Raw genomic sequence first — 15,250 nt, 5'->3', positions numbered from 1 at the left:
GAGATCCCCTCATAATTTCCCCAAAGCGTAACCATGTGTGAATAAATTTTGAGCTAGTAGGGTTGCAGCCACGAGTAAGTCTTCCCTTGTTATTGTGTAGCCAGAATGCCGCAAAACTTCCATGCCTAAGCGAACTGTTGAGAGTACGTTTCGATTTCTGACTGTGTTAGCCTGGAAGTGCTTGTCCCAACCTTGTTTCTGAGCATGAACGCCCGCAAGCCAACATGTTAGTTGAAGCATCAGGGCGATTAGCAGCATGATATCAAAACGCTCTGAGCTGCTCGTTCGGCTATGGCGTAGGCCTAGTCCGTAGGCAGGACTTTTCAAGTCTCGGAAGGTTTCTTCAATCTGCATTCGCTTCGAATAGATATTAACAAGTTGTTTGGGTGTTCGAATTTCAACAGGTAAGTTAGTTGCTAGAACCCATGGCTCCTTTGCCGACGCTGAGTAGATTTTAGGTGACGGGTGGTGACAATGAGTCCGTGTCGAGCGCTGATTTTTTCGGCCTTTAGAGCGAGATTTATACAATAGAATTTGGCATGAGATTGGATTGCTTTTAGTCAGCCTCTTATAGCCTAAAGTCTTTGAGTGACTAGATGACATATCATGTAAGTTGCTGATAGGTTTCCAGTTTTCCGCTCCTAGGTCTGCATATTGTACTTTTCCTCTTACTCGACTTAACCAGTACCAACCCAGCTTCTCAACGGATTTATACCATGGCACTTTAAAGCCAGCATCACTGACAATGAGCGGTGTGGTGTTACTCGGTAGAATGCTCGCAAGGTCGGCTAGAAATTGGTCATGAGCTTTCTTTGAACATTGCTCTGAAAGCGGGAACGCTTTCTCATAAAGAGTAACAGAACGACCGTGTAGTGCGACTGAAGCTCGCAATACCATAAGTCGTTTTTGCTCACGAATATCAGACCAGTCAACAAGTACAATGGGCATCGTATTGCCCGAACAGATAAAGCTAGCATGCCAACGGTATACAGCGAGTCGCTCTTTGTGGAGGTGACGATTACCTAACAATCGGTCGATTCGTTTGATGTTATGTTTTGTTCTCGCTTTGGTTGGCAGGTTACGGCCAAGTTCGGTAAGAGTGAGAGTTTTACAGTCAAGTAATGCGTGGCAAGCCAACGTTAAGCTGTTGAGTCGTTTTAAGTGTAATTCGGGGCAGAATTGGTAAAGAGAGTCGTGTAAAATATCGAGTTCGCACATCTTGTTGTCTGATTATTGATTTTTCGCGAAACCATTTGATCATATGACAAGATGTGTATCCACCTTAACTTAATGATTTTTACCAAAATCATTAGGGGATTCATCAGCGCGTCGCGCCCGATGATCGGATCGATCCGCCCTTCCCGCGCGTCACGAGTCAGATCGTGCGTGTATTGATCCAGTACCCCGCCTTCACGCTTCGGGGATTCTCCCTTGTCAGGGTCTGCAGCCTCCTCAACGGAGTTGCGACACCAGGTCTGCCACTGGCTTTCCAGCTCCGCAGCCGGAAGCTGTAACAACAGTGGCATTCCCTGCGCCAACTGGGTACGCAGCCGTTCTCGGGTGAGTAAGGTCAGGAGCAATAAGGCCGAACGAACCAGAGGAATACGCTGGAATGTCGCCTGCAAAATCGCCCCTTCCAGTAGCTCTATCAGTTGTACGGAAAACACCGGCATCCGCGTACAGCCCGCTTTGAACTGCGCCTGAGCACGCTGGATCTCTTCACGTAACGTATCGGTGGAGATAGCCGCGTTGCTCAGGCAATACGCTAAATCACAGTGTTCATCATCCAGTAAAGCCAGCAGCATATGCTCCGGCTCAACGAACCAGTGTCCCTGCGCCCGGCTGCGTTCGGCGGCCTGTTCCAGCGCACGAAAACAAATGGGGTTCAGTCGTTTTACCAGCGCTTTCAAATCCATTTACTGTTCTCCTCAAGATGCTGTTGGCAATGGAACATGGCGGGCTTGCGCCCTGCCAGTTGCGCGGTATACCCCAGACGCGGCGGCGCAGCGCGGGTTAAGCGATGATCCAGCGTCAGGGTTGCGCGCATCATCAATTCCTGCGTTATTCCCGCGCCAAACCAGATTTCCGCTAACTTACTGAGCTGGAGAAAACCCTGACTGCCGGGTAAAAATTCGCGCCACTGCGTAGCGTTTTTAGCACGCAGATGCACCCGTAGCGCCGCATGCTGGTTCCATATTCGCCGACCGGCGACGCTATTGCGCCCCAGCCGACATCGCGTCCGGCTTATTGATGCCTGTGGCAAAGGCTGCCAGCGGCCGACAAATTCTTCGACATGCACGGTGACGTTCAGTACGGCCTCGACCAGCGCCACAAATCCAGCCGTAGAACGCCTGCGATTAGGCAGGTTGCCGCATTGCATCAGCAGACTCGGTACCTGCGCAGATTCATACTTTTCCATGGCGTCGAGCCTGAAACCACACAGCGCACGCATTACAGAAAGCCCTGGCGCATCTTCTCGCCTGGCGTAAGGCCTGGCCAGCCGATGCAGGCTCAGGCTACGGTAGTGATGTTGAAGAAAACGCTGTTGAAACATAAAGATAAAATCCTGCAGTGCGCTGTTTTTATCCTGCGTCGCCTGCTGTAGGGCAATACGCCATCCGCCCCCCCTGGCCCGAGGCTACGCACCTGCACAACGTCTTCGTTCAGCGAACTGACTTCCGCTGGGCTAAATGCCAGCCCCAGATCGCCCCGCAGTTCGGGCGTCTCACCCGCCGCTTCCAGGATGCGGACACACTGCTCCAGCGAGAAGCGCCACGGCTCGGCCTTAAGCTGGGCGATTACGCTATCAGCGTGGTCTGTTCGACGTCTGTCCATAGCGACAGCTCCTCTCCTTCGTCTTGCAATATCGTGTGGATAAAGCAGTTTGCGGTGGCATTACGCGCCAGAAAACGGGCAATAACGCCCGCAAACAACAGTCGGCTGCTTCCAGTAAAGGCTTGTGGATCGAGTTCCAGCGTCACCTTGATACCGTTATGCCAGCCGCGCCAGGCATCCCGCCCCCGATGCTCACTCACCCGTTGGCAACACATCTCGCGGATGCCATTGATCTGCTGCCAGACAGCGGGTGACGCAGAGGAAGGGGCATACAGGGCCAGCAGTTCTTTCAGCGAGTCCAGCGCGCTCTGACCTTCGTTCAATAAGAGATGGTTGAGCGCAAGCGTTGAGAGCAGTTTCCAGCGTGCATCTCGCTGCAACGCAGGCGCTGAAGGCGTGGTCGGCGTTCCCAGTAAATGCACCTGCGCAACCGGGCCGGGTACTTCAAAGGTTAGTGGCGTTCCCGCACAAAGCAGTGCGGCCTGCTCACCGTTGCTGCACCAGAGCGTCGCCGTCAGGCTCGCTTCTTCATCCGGCGCAAACGGGTCGAAACGGCTGTCCACCAGCGTTAACCACAACGCATTGCCCTGCTGGCGGTTGCGTCGTGCATGCCAGAACCAGCGGGACTCGCTATGCCCGTGAGCGGAATAATATGCGGGCACGCGCCAGGCTTCTTCACGGCGGCTCATCCACAGCGTCTGTACACGGTAGATCTGTACATGTTGATCATGATGATCGGCCACCAGCCGATGCTCGCTGCGAATATGCCCGGCGATCAGCGGCTCAGAGGTCCGGGTGAACAGGTTAACGATAGGCACACACCCCAAACGAATATCACCCGAGTGAATATGCTGCGCCCCCGGCGGAGCGCGATCGAAAGGAATACACAAGATCATGCCGTCGCCCTCCCCCGAAGGCGGCAGCGGCAAATCGAAATACATCAGCGCCTGCGGGCTGTTCATCCAGGCACTGAGCGCCAGCACGCTGGACTCTACGCCCGGTTCGCAGGGCAAAATCTTTTCGGCATTCAGCAGGCCAATGGGATGTGGGCGCAGCGGCCCAATGACATGGGCGTACAACAAATCAAATAGCGTGGCGTTGCTTTGCGGCGAACCGCTGAGATGAATGCGTAACTGTGTAACCGCCAACGTCGAAAACTGATGTGGCGGCAGACAACGTAGCTGAATACGCAATGCGCCGCGCGCCCTCGTCAGCCCGGTTAATTGCCGGGCCTGCGCCGCATCGCACCAGGTAACATCGTCAATCTCAATAGGCCACAGCGTTTGCGCCAGCGCGGTACGCCACCAGATCGTTTTACCGCTTTGCGTTAACGCGTAAAGCGGCGTTCCGGCAGGAAGGGCGTAACCCTGACTCAAATCACCTGCCAGCGGATCCGCAGTAAAACTGGCGGTAGCTGTGGAAGGGAAAGGGCGTATCGAATGAGGTGAGAGCTGCTCCAGCAGCGATTCACACAGTTCACCAAAACCATCATCAAGGCGCTGATGCAATTTGGCGCTTTGCAGGGCGAAACCTTCTAAAAGCCTTTCAACGTGGGGATCCGGGCAATCAAATTCGCTCAGCCGCAGACGAGAGGCAACGTGCGGGTGCCGCCGGGCGAACTCGCCGCTGGCGGTACGCAACCATCTCAACTCCTGCAAATAGTCTTCCAGCAATCGATCGTCCATTGATCTTCTCCTGCGATAGTCATCGCCAGCTGCCGTGCAGATACGTTAGATCCAGCGTCAGCGGATCGTCGTCGTGCCACAACATCACCTCGAGATGCAGCGCCAGCGTCTGATGATGCGCATCTTTCACGCTGACAGTTAGCGCCTGAATCCGCGGCTCGTTGCGTAAAATGGCTGCGCGTAGCTGGCGACAATACCAGTTAAGCACCCGCTCATCGCCCGCGTTACATCCGTGCCATTCCGGGACGCCCCAGCTAAGCAACAGCGGTAGTGCGTCATCATCCGTAGGGGCTCGGGAGTTGAATAATCGATTCAACTCCCGGCACACCGACTCTCGTGGGCTTATCTCCTCATCCAGCAGCCTGTCGAATAGCGCAACCGGGATGAAAGGCTCCACCATTAGCTGCCTTTCTTATTCAGCGCCATATCCCAGACGGATGAACTGGTGCCCTGCTGGGTGCCTTCCGATTTCTGGGCGGTGATTTCCCATTTGATTTTGGTGAAGTTCAGCGACATCGTCTCTACCGGCTTACCGCCGGACCCGCCGCTGACGCTCAGGTGCGAGATCACCACGTTACTCAGGGTATAGACAATAAACGGCAGCATCGCGCTATTGTCGTTACGACAGAGCGTCAACTTCGCTTCTTTGATCACCTTCCCGCTACAGCAATACTCATTGAGCACCGGCGTGGCGAGATCGACAAACTTGGTCAGCGACATTTCACCCACGTGCGTGCGCCCGGAAGTACGTTCGGTATTACTGACGTCGTTAGTGACCTGCATCGCCACGTTATGGCTGTAGGACATGATCTCTATCTGATCTTTGAAGCCATCGGCCTGGCTTTCGCCTTTGATATCGTCAAGCTTTAAAAAAATCGCATCCATGGTCTATCTCCTTAGTAATCAAGCGGCAGCTGGCGGCGGCAGTTCAGCCACCAGACGAATTGAGGTGGTCAACTCTTCTAACTGGAAGTGCGGACGCAGGAATACAACGGCGCGATAAACGCCCGGTTTGCCGGGAACATCACTCACGTCCACCCGTGCTTCACGCAGCGGATAACGCGCTTTAATCTCCTGTGGCGCGCTGTCGCGCAGCAACACATAGTCAGCAATCCAGTTATTGAGGTAACTCTCAACATCATCGCGGCTCATAAAGCTGCCGACCTTGTCGCGCATAATCACCTTCAGGTAATGCGCAAAACGGGAAGCGGCGAGGATGTAAGGCAGCATTGCGGAGATCCTCGCGTTGGCATTGGCCTCCGGGGTGTTGTAGATCCTTGCCTGATTGGTGGTCTGTCCGCCAAAGAACGCGGCGGTGTTGGTATTCTTCTTATGACACAGCACGATGAATCCCAGATCGTTAAGCTCCTTCTCACGCCTGTCGGTAATGGCTATTTCCGTCGGGCAGCGCAGGCTGATATCGCCGGATGGCGTAGAGAACGTATGCGCAGGGAGATCGGATACCAGGCCGCCGCCTTCCGCACCGCGGATCGCCGCACACCAGCCGTATAAGGCAAAAGCTTCGGTAATACGACTGGCCAGCATCCAGGCGGCATTGCCCCACAGATATTTGCTGGCATCAAGGCCGTCGACGTCCTCGATAAAGTTCACGCCTTCCACCGGCACCGTATCCAGGCCGTAAGGCAGGCGCTGCAACACGTGCGGCAGCACTAATGAGACATAGCGGGAGTCGTCGCTTTCGCGGAATGCCCGCCATTTAATCAGCTCGGTGCTTTCGAAGATCTTCGCCAGATCGCGCGGGACACCTAACTCGAGAAACGATCCCATATCAAACAAACGAGGACTGGCAGCGGCGATAAACGGCGCATGCGCGGCCGCCGCGACCTGGGAAAGTTTTTCCAGTAGCGCCACATCCTGCGGATGACGGCCAAACTCGAAATCACCGACCAGCACGCTATAGGGATTCCCCCCAAAAGTACCGTATTCATCCTCATACAATTTCTTAAACAACGTGCTCTGATCGAACTCAACCGCTTTTTCCAGATCGTCCTGCAGTTCTTTGCGCGAAACGTTTAGCAGACGTAATTTCAGTCGGGTACTGGTCTCCGTATTCATCACAAACTGATGCAGACCGCGCCAGGAGGCTTCCAGTTTCTGCACATCCGGGTGATGCAATACCTCATTCAACTGGCCGCTGATAAGCTCGTCGATCTGCGCGATGCGATGGTTGATCATCGCCACCGTATCGCTTCCTATCGCCATCCCTTCATCAAGAATTTGCGTCGCCAGTTCTTCCAGCATGTCACGCGCGTAGGTCTGTTGTAGCTCATCGCGCGCCATCCGCCCTTCCTGGATAATGCGATCCAGCACGCTCAGCGTGACCGTCTGTCCGCCGTTTTCAGCTTGTTCCTGAACATTTTCCATTGTTCTTCTCCTGATTCAGTTACGCGTTTTCAGCCGGTTTTTCTTCAACGATGGGTCTCAAAGCCTGAAGCTCGGCGTTATCGTTTACCACCTGCTGTAGCAGCGCATCCAAATCGTCGTTACCATCCAGTTTGGTGAGCAGATCGCGCAGACGCTGCCGGGCAAGAAACAGTCGCTGAAGGGGTTTAACCTGATTGATAATATTGAGTGGAGAAAAATCATCGAACTCGTTAAAGCACAGCTCAACGTTCAATTTGCTGCCATCATTAGCCAGACGATTTTCAACCTGTATCGCCAGACGAGGTGAGAGGGAGGAAAGCACATCGTCAAAATTATCACGGTCAATTTCGACAAATCGCCGCTCACGTAATTTAGCGGGTGGGCATGCGGGATGTCCGGATAAATCAGCTAAAATACCAACAACTAAGGGAAGCTCTTTCTTCTCAATCGCGCCACCTGTTTCCACATCATACGTTATTTGCACGCGCGGCGGCCTAATACGGTTGAGTTTATGCTGAATGCTCTCGGCCATATTTAATCCTTTTTATTGCAATAGTATCCCTGGCACGACATTTACCGCACCATTATTCGAAAAGTCATATTCATGAATAACTACCCGCAATATAAAAAACACAACACCCAATAAATATCAACTTAATTTTTTACTTTTCACACAAAAAAATAAATTGTTTGATAAAAATCAATTAACAAAAAATTAACCAATAAAAATCAACACGTTACAATTAAAATTGATTATAAAATAATGCTTTGCACTGAAAATATAAATTTAATGAATATTTAAATGTTAACAAATTTTATTACTTAAGATTCATCCAATGATGATTTAAGTCAAAAAAACAACCCCCACCATTAATTACCTTATTAATGACAATATAAAAGGATTTTATATGACAAACGGCCTATTCCATTCAGCCAATATAATACTATTCAGTATTTTAATTTTACTGAGTAGCGGTTGTTCATTATGGCAAAACCGTGTGGCATTTAATGATGTGGTCATTGAAACCGCAGCAGATGCAAACGATAACACGCCAGTCGCCGTGGATATTGCCGCGATTGCCGATAATGCGTTGCTGCCAACCGTACAATCGCTGAGTGCGACACAGTGGTTTAACGCCAAATCACAACTCCTGCGCGATAGCCCTGACGGGTTGCATGTCTGGTCGCTGGAGCTGGTGCCGGATTCGCGTTTTGTGACCAAAAGCTCCCCTCTGCACGGCGTTAAGGCAGAGGCAATTCTGCTGTTTGCCCGCTACAGCAGCGCAGGAGAACACCGATTAACACTGGAAAAAGCAGATTCACTGCATCTGTTACTAATGACGGATGAAGCCGTCCTGGCACCATGAACAAGGAAGGGACTATGAGCACAATTCCGGCAATGGTTTGCTGGTATGAAGGGATGGCAATGCTACCTCAACATTTCCAGTTGCAGGCATTGCGTAATGAAACACTTTGTGCCGCGCTCACCGGGTGCGCTAATCCGTGGTTCTGGGGCGTCAACCGGCTCCAGATTGACGAGGCTGCGCTGTGTGCAGGAACGCTGCGTATTTTGCGCCTGGAGGCGATGATGCCCGATGGCACGCCGGTCAATTATGACATTAGCGACGATTTATCGCTGGAGTTTGACTGCGCCCGCTTGCTGCCTGCCGTACCAGACAGTGAACATATCCTTTGGCTGGCGCTGCCGCCGCTAAACCGTGCCGGACAGTGGCAGTTGATGAATAGCCGCTATCGCTCAGTCAACAGCGCCCCGCTACCTGACCTGAGTAGCGGTGAATTCCCCGAGAGCATTTCGCAATGGCAGCCCGTACCGCGTCTGGTTTGCCAGCACGATCGCGCTGATTTCGTCTGTCTGCCGCTGCTGCAGGTTGTGTATAGCGAAGGTGGATTTCGTCAGAGCGAGTGGTTTCCCCCCTCTCCCGCCTTCAACGAAGAGAGTTATCTGGCACGCCAAACCCGACAACTCTGCCTGCAGGCAAGAGAAAAAATTCTGTTTCTGAGCCGTGAAATGCAGTTGGCGCAACACGGACAACGCACCAACGACTGGCTATGGCTTACGCTGTCACTGCATAGTATCCAGGGGGCGTTGCCGCTGGTGGAAAGCTTGCTCAGCAGCGGGCGGCCACATCCACAGGATCTTTACCGCGCGCTGTGTCTCTTTATCGGACAAACGGCAATACTGACTCAGGATAAAACGCTGCCCCTGCTGCCAACCTTTGATTATCAGAACATGCTGCCCGCATTTGCCTCTCTTTTCACCGTACTGAAAAACCAGTTGGCGCATATTCATCGCCGCTATCAGCGGCTGAATTTCAGCAAGCTGGATAACTCTTTTTCACTGCAACTCCCTATAGATATCCACGCGGGAGAGCAGGTGGTTATAGGCCTGCTGATGCCCGGAGACAACGCCTCCAAAGCTGAAAAGTGGTTACAAATGAGTCTTATCACCAGCCAACCCTTTGTACCTGTTCTGCGTCGTCAGCGGATGCACGGGATGACTTTCACGCCGCTGGCTGCAGAGCAGCGCAGTGACTGGGAAATCGACGGCAAGGTGGCCCTGTTTACCCTGACCCTTACCATCCAGTGGTTTGAAAAAGGGACGCCGTTGGTTATTGCCCCATTGCATGAAACAGAGGATATGCCGCAGCAGATCATGCTCTACCGTCAGGAGGATCGCCATGACAATCGCCAATCCTGATATGCCTGCCAGCCGTCTGTTTGATGAGATTTACACCCGCTGGCTGGCGCAGTTCGAACGCTGGAAACGCACTCCACTACCGCCAGATGAGTTGCATAATCAGGCCCTTGTATACGCCAGTCAGGTGGTAGAAGAGTATAACCGACGCCTGACCCGCGAACTGGGTTCGCCGTTTCAGCAGCAGATTGACGCGTCCGTTTATGCCCTGGTCGCGCTGATTGATGAGTCCGTACTCTATGGTGACTGGCCCGCGCTCTCCCTGTGGCAGTCCTGCCCGCTGGAGTATCATTTGTGGCAAACCCATAGCGCTGGGGACCAGATCCCCCGCCAGATCACCGCTCTGCTCAATGAACGTAACCCAGGAAAGCGGGATTTAGCCGCGCTGTATTTGCGCTGCCTGACGCTGGGGTTTGGTTCCCGACGTGGCGATTTTAACCTGCAGAATCATCAGGAAACCTGCCGCCTGCTGTGGCATTTTGCCTTTCAGCATGACGCTCAGCTCAGTGATATTGCCGAACGCATGGAATCGACCGCGCTGGGGACGCCTTTACACCTTCCGGCGCATCGCCGCCTGCCAGACAATTCGCGCCTGCATCTCATCGCCCTCGTAATACTTTTGGCGTTATTGCTGTTGAGTCAGCGACTGTGGCTAAGTATTGAAGATGCCATCGGCGTAAATTCGCTGCCAGATTTCCCGGTAACCCAGTCCTGCCAGGGAGATGATAAGTGACGCAACCCTGGCTTACGCTACTGATTATTCTCCTGGTGCTGTTGGCGATGACTCTCTGGTGCGTCTGGTGGCAATGGGAATACCGAAACGATACGTTCAACCGTGCGCAAAAGGAGATCCAGCGAGCCTGTACCAGTCAGGATCCTTACGACAGCGTGCGAATCCTGATGCTTGGCGACGAAGAGGATAACCGTCTGCTGTGCCGCAGTTGGTCACTTACCGACGGCCAGGAATACTGGTTCGGGCAATGGTGGTTTAATCCTCAGTGCAGCCTTCTGTGCCTGCCGCAAACGCTACAAACCGTTGGGAAGAAGCGGCTAATCCGTCAGAATGACTGGCAGAAGACGCTGTCTGCGTTGGTGAAAAGCCGCCCCCAGCGACCACTGGATGCACTGATTATCACCCTTTCATTAGAGACGCTGCATGACGATGATACCGTCCGCGCCAGCTTATTGCATAACTGTCAGCAGTTGCAGCAGGTGTGCGGACTGAGTCTGCCAATTTACCTGATCATCAGCGGCATGGAATCACTGGAAGGTACAGCCGATCTGCTGGAGCTATTGCCGGAAGATGCTCGCCGCAGTCCGATTGGCAGCACGATTCCGGTCGCCAGAGAAGCCATTTGGAAACCGCAGTGGATCGACAATGCGCTGGACAATACCCGGACTTCGCTGCGGCTGTTCATCACCGAGCTTGGCGCGCTGCGAGGCAACACGCCGGAGGAATTATTCCGCTTGCCAGAAAGCTTCCCGCCGCTTGCCGCACCATTGCATGACGCTTTTGACGCCCTGTTTAACAGTCATGCCCGCGATGAGCCACCGCAGCTGCGCGGGATCTGGTTTGTTGCCCGTACGCTGGACCATGACAAACCACAGATGCAGTTTTGTCAGTCGCTACTGAGCAGCAAAATTACCGCTGAGCGCGGTCTCGCGCTTCCGGTGCGCCGTTTGCTGCGCGTGAATTTACGCCGCCATTTCATCACTCTCGCGTGCTATAGCTGCCTTTGCGTTCTTTGGCTTGTCGCGATGACCTGGAGTTGGCAATACCAGCACACCCATGCCGTACTATTGCACGATCGTCTGCAGGTCCTCGCCACAGCCGTCCGGGCCGATATCACTGGTGAGCGTTCCACCGCACTGTACTGGCGCGTTCTCAATGGCATTCCACAGTGGCAGTTTCGTTCCATCGTCTGGCCCGGCTCGCTGTTCAGCCGCACCGATACAAAATTGCGCGAGACGTTTAACAACGTCACCCTGGCTAGCCTGCTGGTACCAGCCACCAACAGTATCTGCCTGCAAAATCACAATGAAAGGGGCTTTGAGCAGGACGATTTGCTACCCGAAGAGCGTTACCGGCAAATTCAGAACTTGCTCACTCAGGCAAAACAAATGGAGTCGCGCTATTTGCCGTTGCTACAATTAATGCAGATGAAGCAACCGACTGTGCAGACGTTGGCAAACGTCAGCGCCAGCGTTTGGGGCGTGACCGTTGACACTGACTCTTTACCCTCCCAGGAAAAGCTCAACGAGATGTTTGCCACTCTCAATCTCTCGCGTCTGAAATTACCCGACGCTAGCGAGCTGACTCAGCGCAACAGCGTACTTTTTTCTCACGAAACCATGCGCTGGCTGGAGCAAAACTATGGCAATACCAGCCTGGATAACAACGAAGAGCAGCTCGAACAACTGTTGGCGCTGTTTGGCAATGGCACCGGGGTTACCCCCTTGTTCGTCCGCTCGCTGGTCCGCCAGGTCAGCCGCTTACAAGCAACACTGACGACCATTAATAACCTGAGTCGTGACGCAACAAATTCGCCAATCAGACTGCCACTGGATGAGCTGCTCACGCAGGCACGAACCCTTAGGCTTATCGACAACAGCGTGGTTCAGGAACTGCTCCGCCACGAAACCCTACTGCGCCAACGCTTTCTGGCGCAGGTTGATGGCTCCAGGCTGCACTTCTCCTCATTAACCGAGCAATCCCCGGAAGGACAATTCAGCGTATCGCCGGATCTTCTGGCATTACAAAAAAGTTTGCGTGATTTACTTAACCAACCCTTCTGGCAGCAGGGGGCAAGCCAGCCTACCGAGCTCTCCGTCGGTTATCCTGGCAACCTGCAACTTCAGCAGGCGCTGGCGCTGTATGGCGGATTTGAACGATTTATGCAGCAGCTTCCAGACAGCATCTGGCGACCTAAAATCACCATGCTGGCGCGACATACGGTGGAAAACGCCATACGTCAGACGCTATACACAGGGGCCACCGGAACCCCGGATAACAGCAATGTCAGCACCGCCAGCGCGGATTACATCATTGAAGCCTTCAACCAGCTTAATCGTCCTCAGCTTGCCATCGCATTGCGCCAACAAACGGCGGCCCAGGTGATTGCACGGGTGCGTCAGGACGGCAGCGCGTTACTTCCGCCGATTACCCCTCCGGCGGTCAATTACGCGACGACAGAACAGGCGCAGGCCAGCGGACAGAAAATTATCGGATGGGCTAGCGCCCAGGCAGAACAAATCTCTGGTGCCCTGGTCCGCTATCAGCAGGATATTGACTGGCTCGACAACCAGCGTCCATGGTTAATGGCAGCGGATAACCAGCTTATCGCTCGCTGGAGCAATTCACTGGCGACCATGAAGCGGCTGCAACAACAAGATCCTGCCAGTTCGCCGATGCAGATGGCGGCCCTTGCTGCCGCGCTGCCGACGCTCTCTGCGCAGAACTGCCAGAGTGAACTGACGCAGTTTCGCACCGCCAGCAGTAACGATTTTTACGGTCAGTCGCTGAACGCGCTGGCAGACGCATCATTGCAAAAATGTCAGCAGTTACGCCAACAGGCCAGCATTGGTGCGGTACAGAAGATCTTCAATCTGTACAACACCTGGCTTGCAGGGCGCTTCCCCTTTACCGCCGTGCCGCACTCAACAGATGCAGATGTCGATCGGGTACGTGAACTGACTCTTTTACTGGCGCAACTCCCCGCCGAAACGCTATCCGAACAGCCGCCACTCATTCAACAACTGGCAGCGGCACAGCCGTTACTGTCGGCGTTGGTCAGCCCTGAAGGCGTGACGTTACGGGTTATCTGGCGGACCTCACGCAACCATGAGGCTGGCGCGGATCAGATTGCCGACTGGCGGCTTGTCGGTAATCAACAATCGATTAGCTACCCCGGCGGCACAACTGACCTGCACTGGCGCAGCAGCGATAGTCTGAACTTTAGTCTGCGTTGGGCAGCCAATTCCGCATGGCGTCCAATGCCAGGCCTGTCACAGACAGGCGTAACGGTAAGCGGTGATACTGGTCGTTGGCGCTGGCAGGGAGCGTGGGCACTGCTCAGGATGATTGAACAACAGCGCGTCGGTGGCGCGCCGACGCAACCGCTGCGTTTTTCGCTCCCCGTGGGCGATGGTCAGAAGCAATTGCAGTCAACCGTATTTTGGCAGGTCACGTTGTTAGATGCACAAAGCAAAGCGCCGCTACCATGGATACCGCTTACCGAGCAGGGATTATCAGGAGGAAAATGATGGAACATATTGAGGCATTACTGGCCCCCATTCAGGCGGATAATCCGTGCGGGGACTCTATCCGTTATTCACCAGAGTTCGACCAGTTGGTCACCGCCCGCCAGCAGGATGACGAAACGCTGCCCACCGGCGTCTGGCAAAGTACGCCGCGCCGACTGGGATGAAGTCGCCAAAATCGCCACTGTGCTGACGAAAACGCTCAGTAAGGATCTGGTCATTATGAGCTGGTTGGGTGAGGCATGGATTAGAGTTCACGGCTTAGCAGCCCTGCCCAATGCGCTGGAATTAGTGACCCTGGCGCTGGAGCAATACCCGGAGCAATTACATCCTAAAATTAAAGAAGGTGACTATGACTATCGCGCCGCGCCACTATGCTGGATAGCGCAACATTACGCCACGCTGGTCGCTGAAGCCCCGCTGTTTATAGCTCATGGGGAAAACATCTCCCTGACCCAGTGGCAGCAGGGAAAATTAGCTGACGTTCCGCTGCCTGGCGCGGACGAGGCCACCATATTATCCCTGACATCCAGCACGGAGTGGCTCCAACGGCTCAACAACGTCTGTCAGAGTTGGCCTACCGAATCGGCACCTTCATTCAAGGCACTTGAGCAAAAAATCAAGACCTGTCTGCAGGCGTTGGGCAACACCTTGCCGGAACAGTCGCCACCTGTCGGGCAAGAAACTGCATCAACGGTCAGCAACGGTGCCACGTTTCTTCACCGCGAAGAGGCATATCAGATGATTAAACAGGTAGCCGATTATCTGGCGCGTACCGAGCCCCACAGTCCGGTACCGTATCTACTGCAGCGGGCCTATATCTGGGGACATACGCCACTACCAGAACTGCTCAATGAACTGATTACTGGTGATGAGTCCGCTCGCCGACTGTGGAGACAATTGGGGGTACTGCCATGAGTTGTCCTGCCGTATGTACAGGCGCAATGCTGCACTGCTCGTTTGGCATAGCGCCCGCCACACTGAACGTGTTGCCCACCAGCCGAACTATCGTCAACAGCCTGCCGATGGCGAATATTATGGATAACAAACCATTTGTAAACATTCTGCCGTTCGGGATGTGCAACAGCATCGCCAACCCGACCGTTGCTGCCGCAACCGCCGCGGCGCTCGGCGTGCTGACGCCAATGCCGTGCATTCCTGCCACCATTGCGCCATGGATGCCCGGTTCACCGACGATAATAGTCGGCAATGCGCCGGCTCTTACTGCGCAATCGCAGTTAATGTGCGCCTGGGGTGGGTTGATTCAAATTAGCTTTCCCGGGCAGTTAACGACCGTCGTCGCGTGATGTTATCCTCTTGAAATTAAGGGTAACAGTTGCAGGAGACGACGCAGCAAGATAGTTGCAGC

The 15,250-nt window shown here is 53.9% G+C and carries 16 protein-coding genes; 7 read left to right on the top strand and 9 right to left on the bottom strand.

The features are described from left to right. Positions 1-9: 9 nt before the first annotated feature. The 9 genes from GPJ68_RS02970 to tssB are packed head-to-tail and all read right to left on the bottom strand — an operon-like array spanning position 10 to position 7,437. Positions 10-1,218, bottom strand: a complete 1,209-nt coding sequence (locus GPJ68_RS02970) for an IS4-like element ISVsa5 family transposase (protein ID WP_001339197.1) — start codon at positions 1,216-1,218, stop codon at positions 10-12. Beyond that, complete coding sequence (locus GPJ68_RS02965; RefSeq protein WP_180837109.1) at positions 1,158-1,916, bottom strand: Clp protease N-terminal domain-containing protein; 759 nt, start codon at positions 1,914-1,916, stop codon at positions 1,158-1,160. The genes GPJ68_RS02970 and GPJ68_RS02965 overlap by 61 nt, the downstream gene beginning before the upstream one ends. Next, positions 1,907-2,554: a type VI secretion system baseplate subunit TssG gene (locus GPJ68_RS02960; protein WP_230330187.1), complete on the bottom strand. Its 648-nt coding sequence runs from the start codon at positions 2,552-2,554 to the stop codon at positions 1,907-1,909. Before GPJ68_RS02960 ends, GPJ68_RS02965 begins: the two co-directional genes overlap by 10 nt. Continuing rightward, a complete protein-coding gene (locus GPJ68_RS25045; protein WP_230330186.1) occupies positions 2,512-2,835 on the bottom strand; it encodes a hypothetical protein in 324 nt (107 codons plus the stop codon). Before GPJ68_RS25045 ends, GPJ68_RS02960 begins: the two co-directional genes overlap by 43 nt. After that, on the bottom strand, positions 2,799-4,520 hold the full coding sequence (gene tssF / locus GPJ68_RS02955; RefSeq protein WP_137380570.1) for a type VI secretion system baseplate subunit TssF: 1,722 nt from the start codon (positions 4,518-4,520) through the stop codon (positions 2,799-2,801). The genes GPJ68_RS25045 and tssF overlap by 37 nt, the downstream gene beginning before the upstream one ends. Before the next feature lie 19 nt (positions 4,521-4,539). Beyond that, positions 4,540-4,920: a GPW/gp25 family protein gene (locus tag GPJ68_RS02950; RefSeq protein ID WP_019078239.1), complete on the bottom strand. Its 381-nt coding sequence runs from the start codon at positions 4,918-4,920 to the stop codon at positions 4,540-4,542. Beyond that, positions 4,920-5,405, bottom strand: coding sequence for an Hcp family type VI secretion system effector (locus GPJ68_RS02945; protein ID WP_104651648.1), 486 nt, complete (start codon positions 5,403-5,405; stop codon positions 4,920-4,922). The genes GPJ68_RS02950 and GPJ68_RS02945 overlap by 1 nt, the downstream gene beginning before the upstream one ends. An 18-nt stretch (positions 5,406-5,423) precedes the next feature. Then, positions 5,424-6,905, bottom strand: a complete 1,482-nt coding sequence (tssC, locus tag GPJ68_RS02940) for a type VI secretion system contractile sheath large subunit (protein WP_104651649.1) — start codon at positions 6,903-6,905, stop codon at positions 5,424-5,426. A 19-nt stretch (positions 6,906-6,924) separates the two neighbouring features. Then, positions 6,925-7,437 (bottom strand): type VI secretion system contractile sheath small subunit, encoded by a 513-nt coding sequence (gene tssB, locus GPJ68_RS02935; RefSeq protein ID WP_016155549.1) that lies wholly within the window; start codon positions 7,435-7,437, stop codon positions 6,925-6,927. 466 nt (positions 7,438-7,903) lie between these two features. Between tssB and GPJ68_RS02930 the strand changes: the two genes are divergently transcribed. Genes GPJ68_RS02930 through GPJ68_RS02905 form a run of 7 tightly spaced genes read left to right on the top strand, consistent with a single transcriptional unit; the run spans position 7,904 to position 15,188 of the window. Then, entirely contained in the window at positions 7,904-8,272 is a 369-nt protein-coding gene (locus GPJ68_RS02930) for a T6SS protein Cts2N (RefSeq protein WP_255489355.1), read from the top strand. Between the two features lie 14 nt (positions 8,273-8,286). Then, positions 8,287-9,624, top strand: coding sequence for a type VI secretion system baseplate subunit TssK (tssK, locus tag GPJ68_RS02925; protein ID WP_104651650.1), 1,338 nt, complete (start codon positions 8,287-8,289; stop codon positions 9,622-9,624). Further along, positions 9,605-10,354: a DotU family type IV/VI secretion system protein gene (locus GPJ68_RS02920; protein ID WP_049043247.1), complete on the top strand. Its 750-nt coding sequence runs from the start codon at positions 9,605-9,607 to the stop codon at positions 10,352-10,354. The genes tssK and GPJ68_RS02920 overlap by 20 nt, the downstream gene beginning before the upstream one ends. Further along, positions 10,351-13,884, top strand: a complete 3,534-nt coding sequence (locus GPJ68_RS02915) for a type VI secretion system protein (protein ID WP_104651651.1) — start codon at positions 10,351-10,353, stop codon at positions 13,882-13,884. The genes GPJ68_RS02920 and GPJ68_RS02915 overlap by 4 nt, the downstream gene beginning before the upstream one ends. Then, positions 13,881-14,048 (top strand): type VI secretion system ImpA family N-terminal domain-containing protein, encoded by a 168-nt coding sequence (locus GPJ68_RS25040; RefSeq protein ID WP_255489354.1) that lies wholly within the window; start codon positions 13,881-13,883, stop codon positions 14,046-14,048. Before GPJ68_RS02915 ends, GPJ68_RS25040 begins: the two co-directional genes overlap by 4 nt. Continuing rightward, positions 13,993-14,799 carry an ImpA family type VI secretion system protein gene (locus GPJ68_RS02910; RefSeq protein WP_255489353.1) on the top strand — a complete coding sequence of 269 codons (807 nt, stop codon included), beginning with the start codon at positions 13,993-13,995 and terminating at the stop codon, positions 14,797-14,799. Before GPJ68_RS25040 ends, GPJ68_RS02910 begins: the two co-directional genes overlap by 56 nt. Continuing rightward, positions 14,796-15,188, top strand: coding sequence for a DUF4280 domain-containing protein (locus GPJ68_RS02905; protein ID WP_016155543.1), 393 nt, complete (start codon positions 14,796-14,798; stop codon positions 15,186-15,188). The genes GPJ68_RS02910 and GPJ68_RS02905 overlap by 4 nt, the downstream gene beginning before the upstream one ends. Positions 15,189-15,250 lie beyond the last annotated feature (62 nt).

Origin of the sequence: Citrobacter sp. 172116965 (assembly GCF_013458095.1) — a bacterium.
GTDB lineage: Bacteria > Pseudomonadota > Gammaproteobacteria > Enterobacterales > Enterobacteriaceae > Citrobacter > Citrobacter braakii.
The sequence above is the reverse complement of the archived record's forward strand: the minus strand, read 5'-3'. Positions and strand labels throughout refer to the sequence as shown.

Coding starts and splice junctions, on each gene's coding strand:
- GPJ68_RS02970 (WP_001339197.1), bottom strand. CDS start 1,218: ATGTGCGAACTCGATATTTTACACGACTCTCTTTACCAATTCTGCCCC.
- GPJ68_RS02965 (WP_180837109.1), bottom strand. CDS start 1,916: ATGGATTTGAAAGCGCTGGTAAAACGACTGAACCCCATTTGTTTTCGT.
- GPJ68_RS02960 (WP_230330187.1), bottom strand. CDS start 2,554: ATGTTTCAACAGCGTTTTCTTCAACATCACTACCGTAGCCTGAGCCTG.
- GPJ68_RS25045 (WP_230330186.1), bottom strand. CDS start 2,835: ATGGACAGACGTCGAACAGACCACGCTGATAGCGTAATCGCCCAGCTT.
- tssF (WP_137380570.1), bottom strand. CDS start 4,520: ATGGACGATCGATTGCTGGAAGACTATTTGCAGGAGTTGAGATGGTTG.
- GPJ68_RS02950 (WP_019078239.1), bottom strand. CDS start 4,920: ATGGTGGAGCCTTTCATCCCGGTTGCGCTATTCGACAGGCTGCTGGAT.
- GPJ68_RS02945 (WP_104651648.1), bottom strand. CDS start 5,405: ATGGATGCGATTTTTTTAAAGCTTGACGATATCAAAGGCGAAAGCCAG.
- tssC (WP_104651649.1), bottom strand. CDS start 6,905: ATGGAAAATGTTCAGGAACAAGCTGAAAACGGCGGACAGACGGTCACG.
- tssB (WP_016155549.1), bottom strand. CDS start 7,437: ATGGCCGAGAGCATTCAGCATAAACTCAACCGTATTAGGCCGCCGCGC.
- tssK (WP_104651650.1), top strand. CDS start 8,287: ATGAGCACAATTCCGGCAATGGTTTGCTGGTATGAAGGGATGGCAATG.
- GPJ68_RS02920 (WP_049043247.1), top strand. CDS start 9,605: ATGACAATCGCCAATCCTGATATGCCTGCCAGCCGTCTGTTTGATGAG.
- GPJ68_RS25040 (WP_255489354.1), top strand. CDS start 13,881: ATGATGGAACATATTGAGGCATTACTGGCCCCCATTCAGGCGGATAAT.
- GPJ68_RS02910 (WP_255489353.1), top strand. CDS start 13,993: ATGACGAAACGCTGCCCACCGGCGTCTGGCAAAGTACGCCGCGCCGAC.
- GPJ68_RS02905 (WP_016155543.1), top strand. CDS start 14,796: ATGAGTTGTCCTGCCGTATGTACAGGCGCAATGCTGCACTGCTCGTTT.